The following is a 22,471-nucleotide window of genomic DNA, read 5'->3' as shown; positions in this document are numbered from 1 at the left end:
GACATCGATGTCAGATCATGCGATCTGTTCTAACTCTTTTTTGCTGATGGATGCGCCTGAAAGTACAGGTTTATTCTTTAGAAATGTCATTATTTTATCGGTATTGGCTTGTGGGGAGAGTGTTGTCGTGTCTACTTCAAAGTCGTAGTTCATATTGGTGTGTACATGGTTGTATTCGCTTTCCGCCAGTCCAATGGCGCGATCTCCGCGTTGGCGTTCTCTCTCCATAGCTACAAGTAAGTGGCATTTGACTCCCACGAGACAAACATCAAACTCAGAAAATGCTTCTAGCATGTCACGTTTTTCTTCATCTGGGATCCATGCATTATCGAGGATGAGTTTACATCCTGCGTTTGCAAGCCCTTTTGCTGCTTGGTGATACCCGCGTACCAGAGTGGGGTAATCATATCCTTGGCGTGTAATGGCTTTTCCTTCCATCATTTTTTCAAGGTCACTAGGCGGTAAAGCGTAGAGTACGCTATCAATGCTGAAGTTAAGGTATTGAACGGGCAACTGTTCAATCAAGGTGTTAGCTATACTGGTTTTTCCTGAGCTACCTGTACCATTGAGCAAAATGATTTGTGGATACATGACGTTTTCAACCTAGCGGAATGACATTAAGTGATTTAAACACACAGATTTTTCAGGTGTATAGGCATGTCATAACCAATTGAATAGGGAGTCGCAAATTTATTAGGAGAGCGCCAGTGTTTTTGCACTTACTTCTCATTCCCCCTAAGTATGACTTCAATCCGTTCAGAGTTCTTAGCGCTTGAACGTCACATTTTCAGTGGTGTTGAGGTGAACGGATGTAATTGAAGGCTGGGTTTGCGCGATCACCCGTCCAAAGCGAATGGAATACCTCACGGGCACTTGCCGACGAACGGCATCAAAATCATTGTCAGCAGGCAGGATGATAAGATTCCCTGGTTTACCAACGGCGATCCCATAGTTAGCCTCGATGTTTAGTGTGCGTGCTGAATGGTGAGTAATTAGATCGAGAGATTGGTTGAGTTGGTCATATCCCATGATTTGACAAACATGTAGCCCCATATGCAGTACCTGCAACATGTTCGCTGTACCGAGTGGATACCAAGGGTCAAAGATATCATCGTGGCCAAAACATACATTGATGTTCGAGGCCAGCATCTCTTTGACACGAGTGATACCACGACGCTTTGGGTAGTCATCAAAGCGGCCTTGCAGATGAATGTTGACCAGAGGGTTGGCAACAAAGTTAATTTCAGACAGTTTCAGTAAGCGGAATAATCGAGAGGTATACGCGCCATTGTACGAATGCATCGCTGTGGTGTGACTGGCTGTGACCTTGCTGCCCATACTGTATTTATGCGCCAGTGCTGCCACGGTTTCAACGAAACGGGACTGCTCATCGTCAATCTCATCGCAATGTATGTCGATGAGACAGCCATATTGATGGGCCAATTCAAAGGCAAAATGCAGAGATTCAATGCCGTATTCACGAGTGAACTCAAAGTGAGGAATTGCGCCGACAACGTCTGCACCCAGTTTGACGGCTTCTTCCAGAATCGCTTTTCCATTAGGGTATGAAAGGATGCCTTCTTGTGGAAAGGCGACAATCTGAATATCAATCCATTCTTTCATCTCCTCTCTAACTTCTAGCATTGCCTTTAATGCTGTGAGTGTCGGGTCAGAAACATCAACATGGGTTCGAACGTGTTGGATACCGTTGGCAATTTGCCATGTTAGTGTTTGTTTGGCTCGTACCTTCACGTCTTCAATCGATAGCGTTGCTTTACGTTCTGACCATCGTTCAATTCCTTCAAATAAGGTTCCTGAAATGTTCCAACTCGGTTCGCCAGCCGTTTGGGTTGTGTCTAAATGAACATGCGGCTCGCAAAATGGGGGAAGTACCAATCCGCCTTCAGCGTCAATCGTAACAACATTGGATTCAACGTGAATATCGTTGGCATCAATGGCGCAAATTGTCCCACTCTTTATCAATATATTGGACGGGGCACTTTGGCCTCGAATGACGGCATTAGTAATTAGCAAATCAGTTGTCATTTAGCGCACTTCCCTACCATTGAATATTCATCGTCGACCTAAGATTAATACTCAGGCTCCGTTGTTGTCGGCGGAAACTCTTCGAACATCTCTTTAATCTGCTCTTGTATAAAGGCATTTTTACTTGCTGGCGTCATTCGGTCAGTCAGTTTTCTCTTCGATACGGCGCGCCAAATCACTTGGTTGGATGTCGTGTTGACCATTTCTACAACGAGTTGCCCGTAGCTTCTTTCTTCATAGCGAGTTGGCGTTTCATAGCCCACGCCGAATCGTCGAGAGCCATATCCAAATCGAACGGATGAACCATAAGCGACATTCTCGGTTTTGGGCTCAATGAAGTAACGAACGTTTACGTTTGGCTCACTGCCAGTTTCAATGAGTCCCATGGCGGTCAACTCCTTTTTCACCGCTTGCTTCACACGTCCATCGTCTAGCGATGTCGGGTTTGAACCGGCGGGACTGACAATCTTGTAAGACTGTATGTCGCTATAGTCATATTGTTGATCATAATCGGTATAAACACTTTTTGCGCATCCTACCAACGTCAGAATAAAAATGAGTGAAATCAGGCGTAAGTACATAGTGTTTTCTCGGGTTCAGTGAAATCTATGCTTCGCTAACGAGAGGTGGCCAAGCATGATGGGTATTCGCTTTAGGTATTGCTTCATTGTCCTAGGTGCTTTCTTAGCACGATATTAACGTTAACATTCCAAATGTGAACAGGACTTGAATAAGACCACCAAAAATCTGAAAAAGTTGCCAGAGAGTGAACTTGGATTTCAACAGACAGTAAATGAAAGACTTTTATACCCAAACAACTTAAAGGTGCTTGGGTATGGAGAAAATGAGCGTGTGTGACGTCTTGATTAAGCTTTGGTGGTGAGAGAAAGTGCTTTTTTAGTCATTGGGTGTGTAGGTGCCAGTTTTTGCATGTTTTGAGCCCACCCTTTAGCCACTTTGTCGTCTTTCATGGCTAGCGCAGCTTCTACTGCACCAATATGTATCCACGCTTGCGGTCCAAAGGGATAATTTTGTAATTGCTCAGAAGCCATCATGTGCTTCAACATCTCATAGCCACGCTCTTTTTGATGGAAGTAATCGGGACTGTTGACGAATGTGATTGCGGCGATCGATTGAGTGAAAATTCCTTCGTTAAGGCCATAATAAGGCTTGGAATAGGCATCCATGCTCAAAAGATTTAACGATTTATTGAGGTTTTCTAAGCCAAGTTCAATGTATTCTTCTTGCTTCCAGGGGAGCCAAGAATCCCGAGCTTTCATGCTCAGTGTACTACCGTAATAGGCTGTCAGTAGCGGGTCATTTGGGTATTGTCTCAGTAGGCTCTCGACTGAACTCAATACCACCTCTCTTGCTTCACTTCTTCCTGATGATGCGTCGAGAAAGAATTCTTGCAGTGTTCTAGGGGCTGGATCAGCATTCACTTGGGCGAACCAAATGGGAAAAATGCTGGTTAATACAACGAAAACGAGGATCAGTGACCGACCAAATAGATTGTTTTTAAGGGTCATATCCTTGACTCCATTCATGTACCGCTGGTTTTTGATGAGTACCAAGTGGTTTCAACATACTTGGTTATTAGGGTCACTCTATCCTGATTAATGACAATGAAAAGTGCGGTGCGACAAACGGTGAATCCTGACGATGAATGGCAAACATTTGCGTTTGTAATGAGCTGGGCGGAAAGAATTAATGAAACGAATTGATAAAACTACAGCGCTACCTGATACCCAAGCTACCCAAAGTGAACGATTGAATGTCTTTTTTTATTCTGCTGATTTAGATTGCTGGAAAGGAATGAAATTAAGGATAATTCTGTTGTGTTACATTTGTTTGAATAGCGCGTTTGCATTTCGGCTTACGGGCAATTTATGAGCACTGTCATTGAGTTCGACGACCATTTTTCCCGTTATGTCTCGAGATACGCGGTGAATCGATGAGACTTTGACGATAATTGAGCGGTGTATCTGCCAAAAAGTGTCACTACATAAATTTCTCGAGAGGTTTTTCAGCGGCGTTCGAATAATGTATTCACTGCTCTGTGTCACTACAGTGACGTATTTGTCTTCTGCTTTAAAATACTCGACATCGTCTACATGGATGAGATGGATATCCTCACCTTTCGCTGCTTTTAGCCACGTAAGCGGCGCTTCTTTTTTAACTTGAGTTTGCGACAGTATGTTGATCAACTCTTCACGATTTAACGATTGTTCTTGCTGGCATTCAAGTCGCTCACATGTTTTTAGCAGTCGAGATTCGTCAATGGGCTTAACGAGGTAGTCGACAGCGCCCTGCTCGAAGGCCTCAATCGCGTAGTGGTCGTAGGCTGTAACGAAAATAATACGAGGCAACACATCTAGTTCGTTAATGATGGTGGCGACCTCTAGGCCATTTAGCCCTGGCATTCGAATGTCTAAAAACACGATATCAGGTTTGAGCGCTTTGATTTTTTCAACGGCTTCTATCCCATCTTTAGCACTTGCAACTACTTCAATAGATGAGCTTAGTTCACCCAGTAGCTTGCTCAAATGGTGTCGTAGTAACGGTTCGTCATCAGCAATCACTGCTCGCATTGAATAGAGATCCTTGTCGTGAATCCACCTCTGCTATGAGGAATAAGTTCTAACTTTCCGCCTTCACCATAAAGGGCAGAAAGGCGCTGTCGCACATTTTTCATGCTGAGCCCGTGACCTTTTGATGCGTCATTGAAACCAATGCCATTATCCGTCACTTCAACCGTTATCCTATTGCCCTCTTTTGAGATGTTAAGTTGAACGTGTCCCCCTTTTATCGAAGGCTCTATTCCGTGGACAACGGCATTTTCAACTGCGGGTTGAATCAAAAAGGGGGGGATAAGCGTTTGTGGCGAAATGGAATCATCAAGTGAAATCGTATAACCCATTCGATCGGAAAGTCGTATTTGTTGGATTGATAAGTAGCTATCTAACAGACGTAATTCATCTGTTAGAGAAATGGTATCTTTGCGGTGCTGCTTAAGACTTGCACGAAGCAGATCTGTGATTTTTTCGAGTAACATTTTTGCTTTGTGAGAATCGCTATCAATCAATACTTGGATGTTCGCCAAGGTGTTAAACAAGAAATGTGGCTCCATTTGCCCCTGTAGGCTTCTTAATTGACTATTGATCAGTGCTTTTTCTTGCTCAGCTTGTTGTAGCTTAATGTCCTTCAATTGTGACTCTGCTGTGGTCGCTCGCGCTTGCGTAATAAAAAAATAAGCAATACAAAAAGCAATGGCTGTGGTGATAGCAAGAGCAGGGAGAATACTATCTGTTTCTGATAATCCCTTGTAGTAGTTCATCCAAAACAACATGTTTGCACCACCAAAGGGCATACCGACTAAAGTGGCGACAATGACATTTTTCCAATGAGGTCGATTAGGGTAAGTTTTAGCAATGAAATTGTTGGATAGGGTAAAGGTTAAGCAATATCCGAAGGAAATAGCGACATGGTAAAGGTATGAACCTGCAAATAGAAATTGGGTGAGAAAAGCAACAATAAAGCATAGAACAACGGTGTATGAAATATTAGATAAATTGATAACTTTGTATGTTGGATTATTGTCCATTTGTCGGTGCCTCTTGAGTCATAGACGATGTTAATTTTTATCAAGGCAATTCGAAACATCTATATAGATGAATAAGAGTGATAAGTGTCGCGGAAACTAAAATTATTTGGTTTCAATCATTCGGAACCGAAAATGGATGCATGTTGAAACATTCATAAAAAATAGGCGCAGCAAAAAATATGCGCGCCTTTCGATAAGGTATTTCGGATGCACAGTGGCTTTTCCGTCATGTTTGGGAAAACAGTTTGGAAAAACAACCAACACAAGCACGTTAACTAAAACTGTGTTAGTCGTCAGTATGATGAGATAAGCGTCATTATGACGCGATAAGTGGTTTTAAACTGGAGTAAACGGCGAGGATACTCATGTTCCATTCGATGTGCTTGACGAAGAGTGTAGAGAAATAACTTCAGATTGAGTGCCGTTTCCGCCTTTTCGTTCTGCATCAAGGCGCATCATTTCACTGGTATTGAACATATGTTGAGGATTAATTCGATCTTCGGTACTTTCGAGTGAAGATAAGCCAATACTCAGAGTTAAAGCCCCCGTTTGGGAAAGCATAAATGGAAGGGTTTTGTGTTTCAGTCCACTATGAAGTTTTTGGCACACGACCTGAGAGTTGTCTCGTGTTGTATGTGGCAAAATGATCGCAAACTTTGCGTTGTGAAGGAAAGCAAGAACATCAGAGGAGCGCTGGCAAGTGTCTTTGATAATTTGACTAATGGCCATCAATTGCTTGTCTGCATCTTCTTGCCCTTGCGTATTTACGTACGCATCAAATTGGTCAACAGAAATGAGCAATAAGCTCAAGGGCGTTTTGTAGCGACTGGCTCGGCGTAACTCTTTGTCCAACATATCATTGAAATGACGAGTATTTCCCAATCCGGTTAGCTCATCTACGATATTGACTTCTTCTAACTGATGGGTAACGTCATCAAGTGCTTCTTGGTTTAGGTCTAACGCCTGATTAAGTTCGACGTTTTCATCGCTCATCTGATGTATGGTTTCTGTTTGGCGTCTTGCGAGTAATACAAAGGCAAGTACCATCGAACTGAGCCCAAACACGATGACAAGGGTAGTTAGCGCTTCCGTTTTATATTCTTGCCAAATGGGGGCTTGGTAGTTTATGAACCGAGAACCTTCTGGCAGCATCGTTGAGTCAATTTGATGCTTTTCAACCGCTTCCAAATCAAAAAACAGTGATGCAGGTGCAACCTGATCGGCAGGCAAGGGCGCATCAATGTCTTGATTAAGCACTTGTAAGGCGAGCTGTGCTGCCGCTTTACCTTGACTGAAACCTGTTACGATTTGTCCTCCTACGGGACCATGACCTATGTGGGAGTGCCAAAAAGTATAAACAGGTAATGGTGTTACAGAAGCTAGCAGGCGTGCAGTTTCTGCTGGGCTGTATAGGCTACCGTCCATTTTGGGAATAGTATTACTTAGTGCGAAGATGATTGTGTTGGCTGATAGGTGGCTTAGTGATTCATCAAGTTCATCCAGGGGTTTATCGAGATAGATTTCAGTGTTTATTTTCGTTGAAAGTGTAGGGAGAACATTATCCTTAATGACATCAACCATATGTTGGTTGTGCCCCTCGCGCTCAGAGCCAATAAACGCGATGCTATCAGCGTCTGGGTGAAGCGTTAGGGCGACGTCAATGGCATTGAGGTAATCGGTAAATTCCGAAATACCAGTGATACGTGGGGCATTATCCATTGTCTCGGTTGAAGAGTCGGTAAGTGCGGTATAGATAATAGGTTGTCGTGGAAACAAAGTGTTTTGATGCGTCAATGCAAATTCAATAGCGGGCTTGTCTGAAGTGATAACGAGATCAATCGCTTCGTTAACATTCTTCAACGCAAGAATATCGGCAAGTTTGTCTTTAATCGGGACGGCATCGTGGCGAAGCGTATCAAGGTATACGACAGAAAGCTCGATTGGCTGGCCAGAAGCGGAGAGCGTTTCTCTCAAACCATTTTCGACCTCGTCACTCCATCCATATCCTCGATGGAATGAATTGATGAACAGTATTTTCTTGGCACTTGTTTCTGCTGAGACGGGCGATGATGAAAGAGAAACGGCGCTTGCTGAAAGCAGAAAAATCATCACGATACTTGCAAATTGAATATTGAAACATCGAGCGATTAGGGCTGTGACCGTAAATAGAAAGCGTTTGCTCATAGCGTTCTCATCTGCTTTTTTGTCATATTTAGTGATCGTCTGACTCATAAGTGAGCCGATTAGCTTGTAAGTGTAGTTACATTTTCAGCTGTTAAGTCAAACAAATAGCAAGTTTTGAGATGTGTGAACAGTTAGCATTTTTTAGGGCAATGACTGGTAGTGTTAATGACAATGATTGTTCTGAGTCATCATTCGCTTTCTCAGTAGCCGATTTTTTATGACAAGTCTGTGACTCAATTCGCTGTTTGCTTGAAGTAATGGAGCAATCTCTGTACTCTTGCGGCGTTTTGTATTCATAGCTCAGGATTGTAATCACTTTGATTAGTACAGCGAATATCACCCAGCAATTTGGCGCCAAGCCCCTTTTCGAAAACATTTCGGTTAAGTTTGGCGATGGCAATCGTTACGGCCTTATCGGTGCAAATGGTTGCGGAAAATCAACCTTCATGAAAATCCTGAGCGGTGAGCTGGAGCCAAGCGGCGGTAACGTGAGCGTTGATCCTAATGAACGTGTTGCCAAGCTAAACCAGAACCAGTTCGCATACGAAGAATATTCGGTAATTGATACCGTTATCATGGGCCACAAAGAGCTGTGGAACGTGAAACAAGAACGTGACCGCATTTATGCGCTCCCAGATATGAGCGAAGACGATGGTATGCGTGTTGCTGATCTGGAAGTGGAGTTTGCTGAAATGGATGGCTACATGGCAGAGTCAAAAGCAGGTGAACTGCTTCTTGCTGTGGGTATTCCATTGGAGCAGCATTACGGCCTGATGAGCAGCGTTGCTCCAGGTTGGAAATTACGTGTTCTTCTGGCTCAGGTGCTTTTTGCTGATCCAGATATCATGCTGCTTGATGAACCAACGAACAACTTGGATATCGACACTATCCGTTGGTTGGAAGATACGTTGAATGAACGTAACTGCACCATGATCATTATCTCGCACGACCGTCACTTCCTAAACTCAGTGTGTACACACATGGCGGATTTGGATTACGGTGAATTGCGCGTATATCCAGGTAACTACGATGAGTACATGACAGCGGCCTCTCAAGCCCGTGACCGTTTGTTGACTGACAACGCGAAGAAGAAAGCACAGATTGCTGAATTGCAAACCTTCGTTGCTCGTTTTTCTGCTAACGCCTCAAAAGCAAAGCAGGCGACATCTCGTGCGAAGCAGATTGATAAGATCAAGCTTGATGAAGTGAAAGCGTCTAGCCGTCAAACGCCGTTTATTCGTTTTGAGCAATCAAAAGAGCTGTTCCGTAACGCGCTTGAAGTTGAAAACTTGAGCCAAGGTTTTGACCATGACTTGTTCTCGAATTTCTCTGGTATTTTTGAAGTGGGCGAGCGTATCGCGATCATCGGTGAAAACGGCGTGGGTAAAACGACGCTGCTCAACACCCTTGCTGGTGTGCTAGAGCCGCGTACCGGTTTTTACAAATGGTCAGAAAATACCAATCTTGGCTACTATGCACAGGATCACGCATCGGATTTCGAAGAAGATTTGAAACTGATGGATTGGATGGGTCAGTGGCGTCAGGAAGGTGAAGACGAGCAAGTTGTCCGTGGCTTCCTTGGTCGCATGCTGTTCTCACAAGATGATATCAAAAAGTCTGTGAAGGTTCTGTCTGGTGGTGAGCAAGGCCGTATGTTGCTTGGTAAGCTAATGATGCACAAGCCAAACATGTTGTTACTTGATGAACCAACCAACCACATGGACATGGAATCGATCGAAGCATTGAACACAGCCTTAGAGCAGTTCAAAGGCACCTTGTTCTTCGCTTCGCATGACCGTATTTTTGTTGATTCGTTAGCGACTCGCATCATTGAAATCAGAGATAACAAAATCACTGACTTCAAAGGCACCTACGCTGAATTCCTTAAGTCTCGCGGTGTTGATCACTAGTCGAGCTTAATACCGATCCGATTGGTATTAGATAAAAAAACACCCGCTAAGGCGGGTGTTTTTGTTTGCGTTTGTAGTTGGGTCAACAAAGTCAGTTACGCAGCCTGAACGTTTGGGTTGCGCACTGCGGCGGGTTTGGAGTGGCCGTACTCATTCACTGCCATGACGCGTTTTGTCATTCTCGGGTGACTTGAGCCAACCTCTTGAATAAAACCAAAGCCTGAAGGAACGCGATTCTCTTGTTCGATGAAGGCCACTTTATCTGTTAAATCAAACAAACTTGCACTACCTGATGCTAAAGCAATGAGTGCATCAATACTCGCTTTTTGATTTTTGACCAGTTCGGCAGCAATACGATCGGACGTTAGCTCGCAAGAGCGATTATAGGCTGCACCAAGGAATGGTATTAACTTTGCTGGTTTCATGATTAGATTGGTCCAGAAATTCATGTGTCCAGCAGCGTGATGTGCGAGTTCATGTGCGATGACAAATCGCAATTGGTCTTCTTTGTTATCTTTTTGCCACAATAAGTCGACCAAATCACTGTACAGTAGAACGTATTTCCCCGATAGAAACTTAATGGCTAACGCATTTGTCATACCTTGGGAGTTAACAACAAATATTTCAGGTTGTTTTTTTAGGTCAAGAGAAGCAGTAAATTCCTTAGCAATTGTGTCTATAGCTGGATATTGTTTGCTGTTTACGTTTACAGCATTTCCATAAACACTGACTTGGAAAAATTTTTCTGCAATCCACAATGAAATTGCAATCGGAATGAGAAAAATTAGAATGAAGAAATAAGTTCCAAGTAGAAGGGCTAACCAAATGAGTGATCCCACGATCAAACATATCGTCCGGTAAAGTGCTTCTTTGGGGTGTCGAATTTCTGAAATATTCATTGGTTAATGACCTAGTCCTTTAATAATAATTTCGCAGGACTATATGTGATTAATAAATGCTCAGACAAAGCATTTAGATGAGGTAAATTAATTTGTGTGAACCGACACGATATCACTTGCAATAACATATAAATCAATATGCACAAATGTGTGTGTAAACCCGAGGGAGGACTATTTTTTGAATTTTTCTGACGTTCTACTTTAGGACCCATTCCCCAGCGTAGTTATCGTAATCAAAAAAGATAACATGAGTAAGGCTTCACTGGATTTTCCGCTGAAATCCAACCACCCTCATGTTGATTAACTATATGTACTGAACGGGCCTATATAAGTACGTTATTTACCCCCTCCCAAAAACAAAATTGAAAAGCCAGTTTTTGAAAAGGGGGAAAAATTAACGTTTAACGACCGTTTTATCGACCAAAGCTTCAAACGCCTCAATGCGTTTTTCTGCGATTGAGATACTTTGCTGCCAGAAATCCGGTTGTTCTAAGTTGGCCCCGAGATGCTTAAGCGCGACTTCTTCTGCGCTCATTCTGCCCGTGTCTTTGAGCAGCGATTTGTAGTCTTCATAAAAGCGTTCGCCTTTACTGTTTCGCTGTGCGTAAACACCCGTGCTGAACAGATACCCAAACAAGTAGGGGTAGTTATAAAAGCTGATTTCAGCGATGCTGAAATGAAGCTTACTCGCCCAAAACAAATCATTCGGCTCAGACATAGCGTCGCCATACCACTGCTTCCATGTGTCGGACATTAGGTTGCGTAATTGTCGTGGCGTGAGTTCACCTTCAAGTCGCTGCTGATAAAAGGCTCGCTCGAATTCAAAGCGCACCGGAATGTTAAGCATCAGCGCGACGGCTGTTTGGGCTTCTTCCCAAAGCATCAGTAGCTTGTCGCTGTCACTCTCGGCTTCTTCCAATAACGCGTCACGCACCACGTTCTCAGCGAAAATTGACGCTGTTTCTGCCAATGTCATTGGGTAATCCGTTTCCACCATTGGCATGTCTTTCATCACCCAATTATGGAAAGCATGACCAAGTTCATGTGCAAGCGTCAGCACGTCAGACATACTGCCGCCGTAACTCATAAACACTAATGGGGTACGTGTTTTCGCGATTTTCGTGCAGAAAGCACCCATGACTTTATTGGGCTGAGGCGCAGCATCGATCAAGCGTTGCTCTACCATCATATCCACGAACTCTGCCATTTCAGGGTTAACAGAGTCGAAAGCACGACGAATGATGACGATAGCTTGTTCAAACGTGTAGTTGGTCGATACTTTGGCTTCCAAAGAAGGCATTGCTGCCATTTCATCCCATGGAGCCAAGGTATCGTTACCAAACATTTTGGCCATGCTCTTAGCGGCTCGGCGGGATAGCGCCTTATGCTTCTCTGTGACGCCCATCATGGCTTCAAGCGTTTTTTGCTCAATGCGACTTTCTTCTAGCGCTGGCGAAAGGAAATGAAGCGGTTTGGTGTGGCTGCGTTTCTCATATTCAGCTAAACGTCCACCTGCCAGTGCGTTGAGAATGGCAGCAAACGTGATTTCTTGTTTTTCCATCGCTTGATGAATAGCACGCCATGCAGGTTCACGGCGATAAGTGTCTCCACCATATAACAGGCTGGCTGCCTGAGATAATCCCATGGTTTCTTCGCTGCCATCGGGGAATGTCAGCATCACCTTGGTTGTACCAGTGATGGCGTCGTAGAGTCTTCCCCATGCATTTCGCCCATCGACTTGCGTAGCAGCTAACAGTTGTTCTTCAGGAACAGACAAGCGATAGACGCGGTGTTGACGCATACGGGAAAAGCGAAATGCATGCCGATCGTAGCTTCCAGTTTCATCATTGCCAGACATGACGGCGTCAAAAAATACAGGGTCACAGCCCGCAAGCTGACTTTCGAAAGGGCTGAATGCTTGTGTCAGTGTGGATTGCATCACATCGGTTTTAATCACCAACGCTTTTGCTGCCTCGTTTGTTGCATCGACAGCAGATTGACAAGCGGCGTAATTTGATACGGACTGAATGAGGATATGGATGTCGTCGTAAAGGCTTAATGCTCGCTGGCAGTCTTCAACATTGTCGATAGATAAGTGCGCGAGAGCATCTAAATTCTGCTTGCTGAGAAGTAAGTCGTTATTAATTTCTGGATCTTGAAGGCTTTGGTAAACAAATGAAAAATCCCAACTTGGCGCTGACATTCCGTCTTCCTCTTGCTTGCTAGTGTGAGGTAACCATAGCGCAATACAGAGGGTGAACGTAACTGTGGAGGTACAACACCAAGCTGGAAGTGATGACTGCTTCGAAATTTTCCACAGCAGTCATTGGTACCCGAGCATCTTCACGTTGCTGGGGAAGTCAGATCATGCGTTCTCTTGAGCGCTGGTATTTTCTTCAGCACCTGAGTTATCTGAGGTTGATGCTTGCGCTTCTTCCACTGCTTGTGCTTCTAATGCCAGCTTCTCACGATCGGCTTTTGAAACGTATTTTGGCTTGTTAGAAGTGTGCAATTTGGCCTTTTGCTTCTTCTCACGTTTCTTTAGCGTTTGAATGATTTTCTTTTTTCTGTTCATTAGGAATGACCGTCAATTTTTCGAGGGGGGATTGTAAGGACAAATAGCACATAGACTCAAGCACAAACACCGAACATCACGCTATTAGTGCAAATAAACAGCAATTGAATCCCGCCTCACTCATTCACCCGCTCAATGGTTTTGGGTTTTGATGCAAGTGATCTGTTTCGCATTCTTTGGGTTGTAACCAGATGTTAACTGTGCTGACTTTGCGCTGACAAATGGCTGTTAATTGCCTGTTATTTGCTCGCCGTTCACGGATGTTTCTTGCGCTTTTAAAATGGAAAATTCGCTGTATACTTCGCCAACTTTTTGAACTCATAGTGTGTAAAACAATGAAAAAAATTGCTATTAAAGCTATTGCAGCTGTTGTGCTGGCTTCATCTTTAACGGGTTGTATTGGCCAAATGGCAACCTCAGGTATGGTTATGAAAATGAACCTGACTGCTGTTGACAACCGTTATGCTCGCGCGGGTCTGTACTTGCTGATGAGCCCAGTTTACGGTATTGCAGCGACTGCTGACCTTTTCATTTTCAACTCTATTGAGTTTTGGACAGGTACTAACCCAATTTCAGGTAAGTCGCCGGCAGTTGCAGACATGCCTGCTGATGCAATTTTCAGAATCAACCAAAAGCTGGATAAAGATCTGACAACTGCACCGATCAAAATCTCTTCTGCTGATGTTAAGCAAGTAAACGATCAATCTATCGAAATGTCAGTTGCTTACGCAGACGGTACCACTCAAGTACTGCGCGGCGAGAAAGACGGTGAAATGGTGAATTTCTACTTGAATGAAGAGTTCATCACCACTGTGTCTGTTGAAGAATTGAATGAGTACGCGGCAAACCGCGTATAATTAGTTTTAATTCGATACATAGAGCCTCGTCCTTAATGGACGAGGCTTTGCTATTTAGGAACGTTAAACGACGAAGGGATGCCGAAATAGAGTAGACAGCATTATGATTAAAATTCTATCCACTGTTCCTCCACTGGCTTCGCTATCGGTAGCGATTCTATTCGAAATCATTGCTACATCTATGATGCCAAAAACGCAGTCTTTCACTCATCCAGTGATCACTGCTGTCGTCTTGTCGTGCTACGCCATATCGTTTTATCTTCTCTCCATCACCGTTAAAACGATGCCACTAGGCATTGCTTACGCAATTTGGAGTGCTGCAGGTATTGTGCTGGTGTCCTTAGTGGCATGGTTATGGCACGGTCAACAACTTGATCTTGCCGCTATGCTCGGTATGTCGTTGATTATTATTGGCGTTGTGGTAATTAACTTATTTTCGACCGTTGCACATTAACTTTCGCACGATATGAAGGTTGCCCTTGGGCGCTGAAAAGCGTCTTGTACACTGCGGCATCCTGCTAGTTAAGTCAGGTTTGATTGCTGTGTCTTTCAAGCGATAGCATCAAAGCACGAGTTATAAAACGCAAGTAATTAAGAGAGCGATTTCAATAGAGAGCTTTCAAGTTTTGGTTTTTAGTGCGAGGTTTTTCGCTTCGTCAAAAAGGTTATCGAAGTCATAATCTCCGTCGACATCCACCCATGATACTCCCACGTTGTAATCAAGCGTATATGAAAGCCGATTTTCAACAGCATACCTATCCACTCTTTCTTTGAAGCGATCCAAGATATCTCGTGTATTTGCGATGGAAGTGTTGGTGAGAAGTACGGAAAATTTGTCGCTCGCTAGGCGAGAGAGCACATCTGAATCGCGAAAGCCAAAGGTCAAAAGTTCTGCAAAAATCATGAGAGCATGGTCTCCTTCACGATTGCCTTGCATTGTGTTGATTTGTTTCACATCCCTCACATCAAAGTAGGCTAAGGCCGCTGGGGCTTTCAAGCGCTCACACATATTGAGACTGTTTTGAGAGAGAACCCGAAACCCATTAGCATTCAGAAGACCGGTTAACTGATCCTGAGTGGTTAAGAGAATGGCGTGTAATTCACTTTGAACTAATTCGGCAATGTCTTTCAAGCATTTAAGGTCTTCCGCGTCAAAGCCCCTAGGTTCATCATCCATGATCGAGAGTGTACCGATGATGGCCCCATTGACATGCTTAACTGGGTATCCTGCATAGAATTGGATATTGGGCTCAGATGTCACTAAGGGATTATCGTGAAATCGTGTGTCGTTGGCTGCGTGATTTACCACGAGCGGTTCAGAATTCAAGATGGTGTGGGCGCAGAAAGAGATGTCACGTGGAATGGTTCGATCAAGCGTGCCAATACAGGATTTAGCCCACTGACGGTCGTTGTCGATAAAGCTAATGGCTGCCACTTTGGTAGCAAACATTTGTCTCGCAAGCCGGCATAGTCTGTCAAATCTCTCATCATCTGCTGTATCTACAATATTGAGACTATGTAATGACTTGAGTCTGAGCGCTTCATCTACAGGCAATGCTGGCTTTTTCATGAGCAATCCAATGCATGGGTGATTTCATTACTATAGCTTATACCCAAGCTACTTGAAGATGCTGGAGTTAGGTTGATTCGGTATAAGGAATAGGATACCCAAACCCACTGACTCTACGGTTGCTATTTGAATAAGTGGCTCTGGGTATCAAGATGTTGCGTTAAGCGTGCACAAAAGATGTATCTGTCAGGCCTCGTTGGTTATTTATGTGTGCTTGGTTCGCATCTTGTAAAGACGAATCTTCTTGTTTTCCTGTGAACGTTCCAACAAGACCATCTAGTTCATTGGCCAATTGTTCGATTGTGGTCGCTGAATGACTGGATTTTTGAGCGGCAGACGCGGTTTCTCCAGCAAGTTCTGCGATGATCACAATGTTACGATCAACGCTGTCTGTCACCGTGGTTTGTTCTTCTGATGCAGTGGCGATTTGCATATTTTGCCCTGCAATATCTTCGATTTGCTCTACCATTGCACTCATCACTGCGGCACCTTCACGTGCTTGATTGACACTGATTGTGGCCATCTCGCTACTTTCATTCATGACGGAAACGCTATGGCGAATTCCGCCTTGCAACTGCTCTATGATCTTTGTGATTTCATCGGTAGATTGATGGGTTTTCATGGCAAGTTCTCGCACTTGATCCGCAACAACGGCAAAGCCTCGCCCTTGGTCGCCTGCACGTGCTGCTTCTATCGCCGCGTTTAAAGCCAATAGGTTTGTCTGTTCAGTAATGGATCGAATTACGTCGATCACAGAGCCGATATCTTCACTGTCATCATTTAAGCGCTGCATGTTGTCGCTGGCACTTCTCATGCTTTCAGAAAGTTGTGTGGCTTTTACTGAGGTTTCACTGTTCACCTCACGTCCTGTAGTGGCTGATGATTGTAACTCTTGAGCCACACTGGCGGCTCGCGCCACACTTTGAGCAATTTCACGACTCGTTGCTGTCATTTCGTTCATGGCTGTTGAAACTGAATCTGATTCAGCACGTTGCTTCTCTGCGTTGTTGGCGGTGGATCCGGCCATGACACGACTGTGTCGAGCATTTGATGACAGCTCGGTAGAAATGGCGGATATCTTTTCCATTGTGTGTTGTAGGCTCGTGATGAATTGATTGAAATGAGAGGCGAGTTGAGACAATTCGTCGTTTCCTGGGAGTTTCATACGTACATTAAGTGAACTGTTTCCTTTGGCAATGTTCGCCATAAGATGATTTGCCACCGCAATTTTTTGTGTGACGTGGCGGATAATCAAAATCAGTGACAAGCATACGATGACTGCCAGTGAGCCACCGATGAGAGTGAGTGTATTTGTGATTTGATGTTCGCGTTGGTCAATGGCGTGAATCAGCTCTTCACTCAATGATTTCATTTGCGTTTCTGTTTCTTGCACTGTGGCTCTCAAGCTTCCGTGTAACCCTTGTTTTGGGCTAAGGCCAATTTTCTTCAAACTCTCCGCTAACGAGTTAAATGCTTGATGGTAATCATTCAGTGAGGTGGTCATCAGGAGACGATCACTTGTTGGGATTTCGCGTTTAGTAAGAGCAAGACCTAAAGTCGAAAATAGTGCATTGAATTCGTCGATATACCTTTCATCTGCACGTAGGAGGAAATCTTTTTCATGGCGACGGAGCATAAGCAGCATGCGGTAAATAGTGTCGTCTTGGGCGTGTTGTATTGCTTGTTCAACTCTATGTGATGCTGTGCGGGTAGCCCCTTTAAGCCCGGTATCATGTTCCACACCAACCTTGACACGTTGGGTCACCAAAGAATCGAAGTCCCGTTGATAATTACTCAGTTTGGACAGCATGTTTCTGATTGCTTCTCGTCCAGGCATATCCAAGGCCGTTAGTTTGTCTAATGCGTTGGAGAGCCTCCCTCTAATCGCATTGTATTCTTTATCAAATTTGTCTTTATATTTAACGTCACTACGAGCCATAAAGTCTTTTTCGTGGCGGCGTAACATCAGCACGGAGGTTTGGCTTTTTAGAATGTCGACAGAAGCGCTATCGAGCGTACTTAGCTCTTTGAATGAAAGCTGAAACGTGATGGCAAACACGAAAACGGATGCCAAAATCAGAAGGACAATACTGCTCAACTGTGCCTTGATGGTTTGAGGGATGGGCTTACGCATGTTCTCTCCTATGAATCATTGATTGCGCATTGATAGCTACCGCTTCGATGACCACTGCTTCAATATCACGCTGTTGAATACGCTTGTCTGTACATTTTCTGTCTTAAATGTAGGACATAAATATGATGCGTCACGAAAAATGTTGCAAAAATATTACAGGGCCACTTTTAATTGCGATGCATTGTTGTTTTTCTGCGAATGTTGAGTGCGCTCTGTAGCGTTTAGTTGATTCAACGTGGACATCTGCTTACCTGCATTTGTATTGGCATTGAGCACCATCGCGAACTATGTTTAAGGAGATAAAGGCATAGATCTCAATAACTAAAAAAGAGAGGGTGTGATGAGTAAATTTGTGATTGCAGTGGGAATGATATTGGCTTCTTCTACCGCTTACGCGGGAGCAACGAACAGTGGTTTAGATATGCGTGTAACTACCGTAGGTCAAGGTGCTTGGGTTCAACTGATACAAAATGGTGAGCCAGTTGAAGGTGCCACCGTGACTTTGTCTGGTAATCTGGGTGAATATCAAACACCAGAAAATGGCCGAGTGTTTGTGATGACAGGTGCCCCGAACACGAGGACGGGTGTATTCACCGCAATGTTAAAAGATGGACAAGAGATTGAACGATCTGTTGTGATCCCTCGCGATCACTAGTTGCAGTTATCGTGCAAACCGATACGCGGGCGAGCCGTGTAGAGTCGTCAAAAATCCTGTCAGCGATGACAGGATTTTTTCTATAAAGGCTTATTAGTAGAAACTGTGCTTAGCGACATAGCATTGCTCATATCCGTCACGCCAACCATTCGCATAACGTGCTTCTTTGAACATACGCTCTGGATCCTGTCGAAAACCCTCGCCAATGGTTTTAGCTGCCGTGACTTTGCTGTGGCAACCGTCGTCATAACCCTCGAGGTAAGGCGTCGCAAACCCTAAGTCTGCGAGTTGGTCGTGTCGAGAACTTGTACACGCACTCAGGGTGATTAATGCAGTGATAAGACAAACAATATATATCGTGGGTTTAATGCTAAGGGGGTTACTCATGCCAAACATCCTCTTACTGACATGTTGAGGCAATGTGCCTTCGATGACATATGAGTAGACTAGATCGGTGTTGAGTGGTGAATATGTCTCATTAGTAAGTGCGGATAAAAAGTCTCTCTTTCGGCACATTTTGTCGCGATTCGGTGGGATTCAAATGCCATTTGAGCGGTCTACCTATTTAAGCAATCTGAAAGAGGGGTCGTGAATAGTTGTGGAAAGGGTACACATAGTCAAAAAAACAATGTTGCTGATTGCATGTCTGTTTAGTGCTTCAAGCCATAGTGAAAACAGCATGAATAAGGCAAATCATCCAGAGCAGGGCACAGATATTCGTTCCGTGTCTCTAAAAGCATCGGGAGACCCTGAGTCAGACCACCGAATAATTTTCATCCACGGCTCGCCAGGCAGTAAAGAGGGCTATGACGACTACCTCGGTCATCCCGCGTTGCAAAATCTTGATTTGGTGGCTGTCGATAGGCTGGGTTTCGGGCAATCGCAAACGCCCGTTGAGACCTCATTGAAGAAACAAGCTCAAGTATTGCTTCCATTACTGCAAGAAAAGAAAAAAACCTTGTTGGTTGGCCACTCTCTTGGAGGACCGATTGCGTTGCAATTGGCGTTACTTGCCCCTGATTATGTAGACAGTTTATTACTTATTGCATCTGCGTTTGACCCTCAATTAGAAGCACCAAAATGGTATAACTACATGGCTGATACCCTATTGGCTAAATGGGTTATTCCAGACGATATGCTTCGTTCCAATGAAGAAATGATGGTGCTTGAGATGGAATTGCAAAAGCTGGCGGCGCAAGATTGGAAGTCATTAACCATGCCTATCGTGTTGGTGCATGGTGAAGACGATGATTTGGCTGACCCGAATAACTCTTACTTTGCAAAAAAGCGCTTACCTCATGCTAATTTAAAAATACTCAAGGATGAGGGACATTTTGTATTGTGGCAAAATGTGCCCGTATTAGTGAATCAAATCAATGAAATGATTGCTTCGTCTCAATGACAAGTGCACTTCTAGGTAGAAGTGGTTGCACACTAAGAGTGTAAATATCTGTAAAGTACCCTTGAAAAGTGTCCTTGCTAGGCGCATTTTATCAAGTATACCCAAGCGACTTGATGCGAAAGGTGTTTGCAGGTTGCTTCGGTATCGGAAGTCAATACGATTTTAATCCACGGGAAATATACATGAGACAAATCCTGATCGGTGTGGTTACACTTATTCTCGGCTTCTTTACTTTGATGTTTGCCGCTGTGTTTGGCCTGATTGTGTCAGTGAGTGCACTGATTGCGAAGCCATTCATTGTAAGGAAGCTACGCAAAGCGCAAGAAGAGCAAGCAAATGTTTACCAAGCGCAATATGAGCAACAGACCGAACAAACGCCTTTTGGCCCTAAGCAACGTCATCAAGGGAAAACTATTGATGGGGATTATCAGGACGTCACTGATAACCGCTAATGGCTAGGGTTGACACAAAGAATACAAAAAGACGCCGATGTGAATCGGCGTCTTTTTTTGTATCTGAACATACTGAGAGTTCACGTTTGATCAGCAATAGGGCAATAGGCATTTAAACCATATGCCCTCTGTTCAAACTGGTTACATGGTTCTATGTCAAAAAGGAAAATAGTCCCACTCGTAGTCTTCGAACATCGTTTTTAGCTTGCCGGAATGTAATAACTCTTCAAAACCTTCGTCATAGAGTCGACGCAGCTCTTCACCTTGAGGTGTGTTTGTGAATGCAGGGTAGAGTTTTAAATCTATGAAATTTGAAATAATAAAGGCGTTTCTGTCTATGTTGCCTTTTTCGAATTCTTCTTCGATTTCGCTTCGTGCATCGATCAAAGCATCGAGTCTGTCAGAGTACAGCATGGTCAGCCCTTGTCTGCGAGACTTAACTTCTCGTATGTTTACAGTGGTTCCCATGTACTCGTTGTAGTCGTAACCTTTTACCCATGCGACCGTTTTCCCGTGCAACGATTGTTCACCTTGCCACTCTGGTATCACTGTATATTTGTATACCGCCGCCACTTGTTCTGCGTCAAAATGCCAGTAGGGATAGAGGACATTTTCTTGCTCATCGATGTATGAGCCGAGAAACGCATGCATTTTCTTGGATTGAACCAGGTAAACACTTCGTGAATAGGTCGTTGTGAGGAAATTTAGCTTGTAGCCTAAGGGTTCGAACACTTCGCGCATGATGTCGAAATACAGCCCTGAACCGTCTTTATGGGTAGCGTCCGTCCATGCTTCGCTGACGATGGTAATTTCTTGGTTTTGGTTTTGGTTTTCGGCTGCCGCATAAGCCGGTAGCGGAGCAAAAAAGCTCGTGAGGAGCAAACTGAAGAGGATAGGCAGTTTGATTGATTGCGTATTTAAAAAAGGTGTCCATGTGAAGCCAATCATTATCGTTCTCCAATGCAAAAAAGTGACCATCACGTCTTACAAATGAGATGGACACTTTAAAGCTATGCCAATTTGGAGAACACCGCGAGGAAATTGGAGTTGTTTTTGTGAAGTGCAGAGACTTATCGACGTAATCCTATAGTGACACTGACAATAGCATGGTCACTGCTGTAAGCATCTTGATCAAACTTTGGGTTAATCAGGTGGCTATCTTCGCAATGAAAATCACCGACCTCCGCGAGGCTGGCGGGATCGCTGCTGTTAAATTCGTTCGAGAGTAAAATATAATCCAACACAGAACCTTTGGCATGGAAGTAATGTGTACTCGGGCGTTCTAGACCTGTTTCTCCCGTGTTTTTAACGAATAAATCCCAACTATCATGGAGTTGATAGTGAGACAGCGGCATGTCAGCCATATCTTCAGTGATTGAGCGTAAGCCTGAAACGTGAAAAGCCCCCAAAACGTCTGAGTTCATATCATCGTTAAAATCACCCATAACAATGGCTGGATTGTTAGTTTCAAATCGACGCTGAATGATGGCGGCCATGAGTTGACACACTTCGGAGCCGCGTTGAATGGATGACGCCCATGAGCCTGCTATTTCAGCGCGCATGGATTCGTGCAGCGTTTTTTTGTGTTCTGCGGTTTGCTCACTTTCATCCAAAATTGGGCGTTTGGATTTCAAGTGCACCACATAGACATCGGTCTGTCCCAATGAAGGCAACTCGAGTGTTGCGCAAAGGGGCAGGCGGCTGTATTCAAAATCTTCAGTCATCCCGATTTGTTCAGATAAAACCGGATCGGCACGCAATGGCAATGCGCTTAAAATGGGGTAGCGAGATGCGAGGCAGACAACAGGGCTTTTGTAGACGTAATCATTGACTGAGTTGATGGGTTCTGGCTCATCAACCACTGAAAAAAAGCGATACCCTAAAGGTTCAAGTAACGCCTTTAATGCCGAGGCACTGAAGACTTCTTGAAACGCAATAATGTCAGGCTGATAACTGCCGATGTAGCGATTGAGCCACATCTTTTTTTGTCGCCATTGGTCTTCGCTGTAAATGTTACTGAACTCATAAAATGCGCCAGGTGGCTCGATAAAATTAAACAAGTTAATGGTTGCGAGCTTGAGGCCAAAGGCACTATGAGCGTAAGAGCTTTTGCTATTGGTAGCGAACACAATCTCGTCTCAATATTGAAAAATATGTATTTAGTATAGCGAAGACTTTGAAGC

Annotated in this window: 21 protein-coding genes; 6 read left to right on the top strand and 15 right to left on the bottom strand. The window is 44.1% G+C overall.

Annotated elements, in window-relative coordinates; all coding sequences use genetic code 11:
* Window positions 1-15: 15 nt before the first annotated feature.
* From LRP50_RS12695 to LRP50_RS12665, 7 genes are all read right to left on the bottom strand, one after another.
* Window positions 16-591, bottom strand: coding sequence for a chloramphenicol phosphotransferase CPT family protein (locus LRP50_RS12695; protein ID WP_274164838.1), 576 nt, complete (start codon window positions 589-591; stop codon window positions 16-18).
* 174 nt (window positions 592-765) lie between these two features.
* Entirely contained in the window at window positions 766-2,046 is a 1,281-nt protein-coding gene (locus LRP50_RS12690) for a cytosine deaminase (protein ID WP_274164837.1), read from the bottom strand.
* Window positions 2,047-2,090: 44 nt separating this feature from the next.
* The gene (locus LRP50_RS12685) at window positions 2,091-2,627 is read right to left on the bottom strand and encodes a DUF4136 domain-containing protein (RefSeq protein ID WP_274164836.1); all 537 of its coding nucleotides are present in this window, start codon (window positions 2,625-2,627) and stop codon (window positions 2,091-2,093) included.
* 285 nt (window positions 2,628-2,912) lie between these two features.
* Window positions 2,913-3,575 carry a hypothetical protein gene (locus LRP50_RS12680; protein ID WP_274164835.1) on the bottom strand — a complete coding sequence of 221 codons (663 nt, stop codon included), beginning with the start codon at window positions 3,573-3,575 and terminating at the stop codon, window positions 2,913-2,915.
* A gap of 312 nt (window positions 3,576-3,887) precedes the next feature.
* A complete protein-coding gene (locus LRP50_RS12675) occupies window positions 3,888-4,637 on the bottom strand; it encodes a LytR/AlgR family response regulator transcription factor (protein ID WP_274164834.1) in 750 nt (249 codons plus the stop codon).
* The gene (locus tag LRP50_RS12670; protein WP_274164833.1) at window positions 4,625-5,650 is read right to left on the bottom strand and encodes a sensor histidine kinase; all 1,026 of its coding nucleotides are present in this window, start codon (window positions 5,648-5,650) and stop codon (window positions 4,625-4,627) included. Before LRP50_RS12670 ends, LRP50_RS12675 begins: the two co-directional genes overlap by 13 nt.
* A 363-nt stretch (window positions 5,651-6,013) precedes the next feature.
* Window positions 6,014-7,834 carry a diguanylate cyclase domain-containing protein gene (locus LRP50_RS12665; RefSeq protein ID WP_274164832.1) on the bottom strand — a complete coding sequence of 607 codons (1,821 nt, stop codon included), beginning with the start codon at window positions 7,832-7,834 and terminating at the stop codon, window positions 6,014-6,016.
* Window positions 7,835-8,151: 317 nt separating this feature from the next.
* Here LRP50_RS12665 and LRP50_RS12660 point away from each other — a divergent pair, with 317 nt between their 5' ends.
* Window positions 8,152-9,744, top strand: a complete 1,593-nt coding sequence (locus LRP50_RS12660) for an ABC-F family ATPase (protein WP_274164831.1) — start codon at window positions 8,152-8,154, stop codon at window positions 9,742-9,744.
* Between the two features lie 95 nt (window positions 9,745-9,839).
* Here the strand turns inward: LRP50_RS12660 and LRP50_RS12655 are convergent, their stop codons facing one another.
* From LRP50_RS12655 to LRP50_RS12645, 3 genes are all read right to left on the bottom strand, one after another.
* Window positions 9,840-10,643 carry a M48 family metallopeptidase gene (locus LRP50_RS12655; RefSeq protein ID WP_274164830.1) on the bottom strand — a complete coding sequence of 268 codons (804 nt, stop codon included), beginning with the start codon at window positions 10,641-10,643 and terminating at the stop codon, window positions 9,840-9,842.
* 394 nt (window positions 10,644-11,037) lie between these two features.
* Window positions 11,038-12,846, bottom strand: coding sequence for a M3 family oligoendopeptidase (locus LRP50_RS12650; RefSeq protein ID WP_274164829.1), 1,809 nt, complete (start codon window positions 12,844-12,846; stop codon window positions 11,038-11,040).
* A 162-nt stretch (window positions 12,847-13,008) separates the two neighbouring features.
* Complete coding sequence (locus LRP50_RS12645; RefSeq protein WP_274164828.1) at window positions 13,009-13,218, bottom strand: DUF2986 domain-containing protein; 210 nt, start codon at window positions 13,216-13,218, stop codon at window positions 13,009-13,011.
* 335 nt (window positions 13,219-13,553) lie between these two features.
* Between LRP50_RS12645 and LRP50_RS12640 the strand changes: the two genes are divergently transcribed.
* Both LRP50_RS12640 and LRP50_RS12635 read left to right on the top strand, forming a co-directional pair.
* A complete protein-coding gene (locus LRP50_RS12640; protein ID WP_274164827.1) occupies window positions 13,554-14,075 on the top strand; it encodes a DUF3332 domain-containing protein in 522 nt (173 codons plus the stop codon).
* A gap of 103 nt (window positions 14,076-14,178) precedes the next feature.
* A complete protein-coding gene (locus tag LRP50_RS12635; RefSeq protein WP_274164826.1) occupies window positions 14,179-14,529 on the top strand; it encodes a DMT family transporter in 351 nt (116 codons plus the stop codon).
* 165 nt (window positions 14,530-14,694) lie between these two features.
* Here the strand turns inward: LRP50_RS12635 and LRP50_RS12630 are convergent, their stop codons facing one another.
* The gene (locus LRP50_RS12630) at window positions 14,695-15,645 is read right to left on the bottom strand and encodes a sensor domain-containing diguanylate cyclase (RefSeq protein ID WP_274164825.1); all 951 of its coding nucleotides are present in this window, start codon (window positions 15,643-15,645) and stop codon (window positions 14,695-14,697) included.
* Between the two features lie 160 nt (window positions 15,646-15,805).
* The gene (locus LRP50_RS12625) at window positions 15,806-17,779 is read right to left on the bottom strand and encodes a methyl-accepting chemotaxis protein (protein ID WP_274164824.1); all 1,974 of its coding nucleotides are present in this window, start codon (window positions 17,777-17,779) and stop codon (window positions 15,806-15,808) included.
* A gap of 340 nt (window positions 17,780-18,119) precedes the next feature.
* On the opposite strand from LRP50_RS12625, the gene LRP50_RS12620 reads away from it, so the two are divergent.
* Window positions 18,120-18,434, top strand: coding sequence for a hypothetical protein (locus tag LRP50_RS12620; RefSeq protein WP_274164823.1), 315 nt, complete (start codon window positions 18,120-18,122; stop codon window positions 18,432-18,434).
* Between the two features lie 93 nt (window positions 18,435-18,527).
* On the opposite strand, the gene LRP50_RS12615 is transcribed toward LRP50_RS12620, so the two are convergent.
* On the bottom strand, window positions 18,528-18,821 hold the full coding sequence (locus LRP50_RS12615; RefSeq protein WP_274164822.1) for a hypothetical protein: 294 nt from the start codon (window positions 18,819-18,821) through the stop codon (window positions 18,528-18,530).
* A 292-nt stretch (window positions 18,822-19,113) separates the two neighbouring features.
* Here LRP50_RS12615 and LRP50_RS12610 point away from each other — a divergent pair, with 292 nt between their 5' ends.
* Window positions 19,114-19,836, top strand: coding sequence for an alpha/beta fold hydrolase (locus tag LRP50_RS12610; RefSeq protein ID WP_274164821.1), 723 nt, complete (start codon window positions 19,114-19,116; stop codon window positions 19,834-19,836).
* A gap of 182 nt (window positions 19,837-20,018) precedes the next feature.
* Window positions 20,019-20,288, top strand: a complete 270-nt coding sequence (locus LRP50_RS12605; RefSeq protein ID WP_274164820.1) for a hypothetical protein — start codon at window positions 20,019-20,021, stop codon at window positions 20,286-20,288.
* A gap of 156 nt (window positions 20,289-20,444) precedes the next feature.
* Here LRP50_RS12605 and LRP50_RS12600 read toward each other — a convergent pair whose 3' ends face one another.
* Window positions 20,445-21,236, bottom strand: coding sequence for a substrate-binding periplasmic protein (locus tag LRP50_RS12600; RefSeq protein WP_274164819.1), 792 nt, complete (start codon window positions 21,234-21,236; stop codon window positions 20,445-20,447).
* Between the two features lie 122 nt (window positions 21,237-21,358).
* Window positions 21,359-22,417, bottom strand: a complete 1,059-nt coding sequence (locus LRP50_RS12595; protein ID WP_274164818.1) for an endonuclease/exonuclease/phosphatase family protein — start codon at window positions 22,415-22,417, stop codon at window positions 21,359-21,361.
* Window positions 22,418-22,471 lie beyond the last annotated feature (54 nt).

Source organism: Enterovibrio gelatinilyticus (assembly GCF_028683095.1).
GTDB lineage: Bacteria > Pseudomonadota > Gammaproteobacteria > Enterobacterales > Vibrionaceae > Enterovibrio > Enterovibrio gelatinilyticus.
This window is presented reverse-complemented; position numbering and strand designations above follow the sequence as displayed.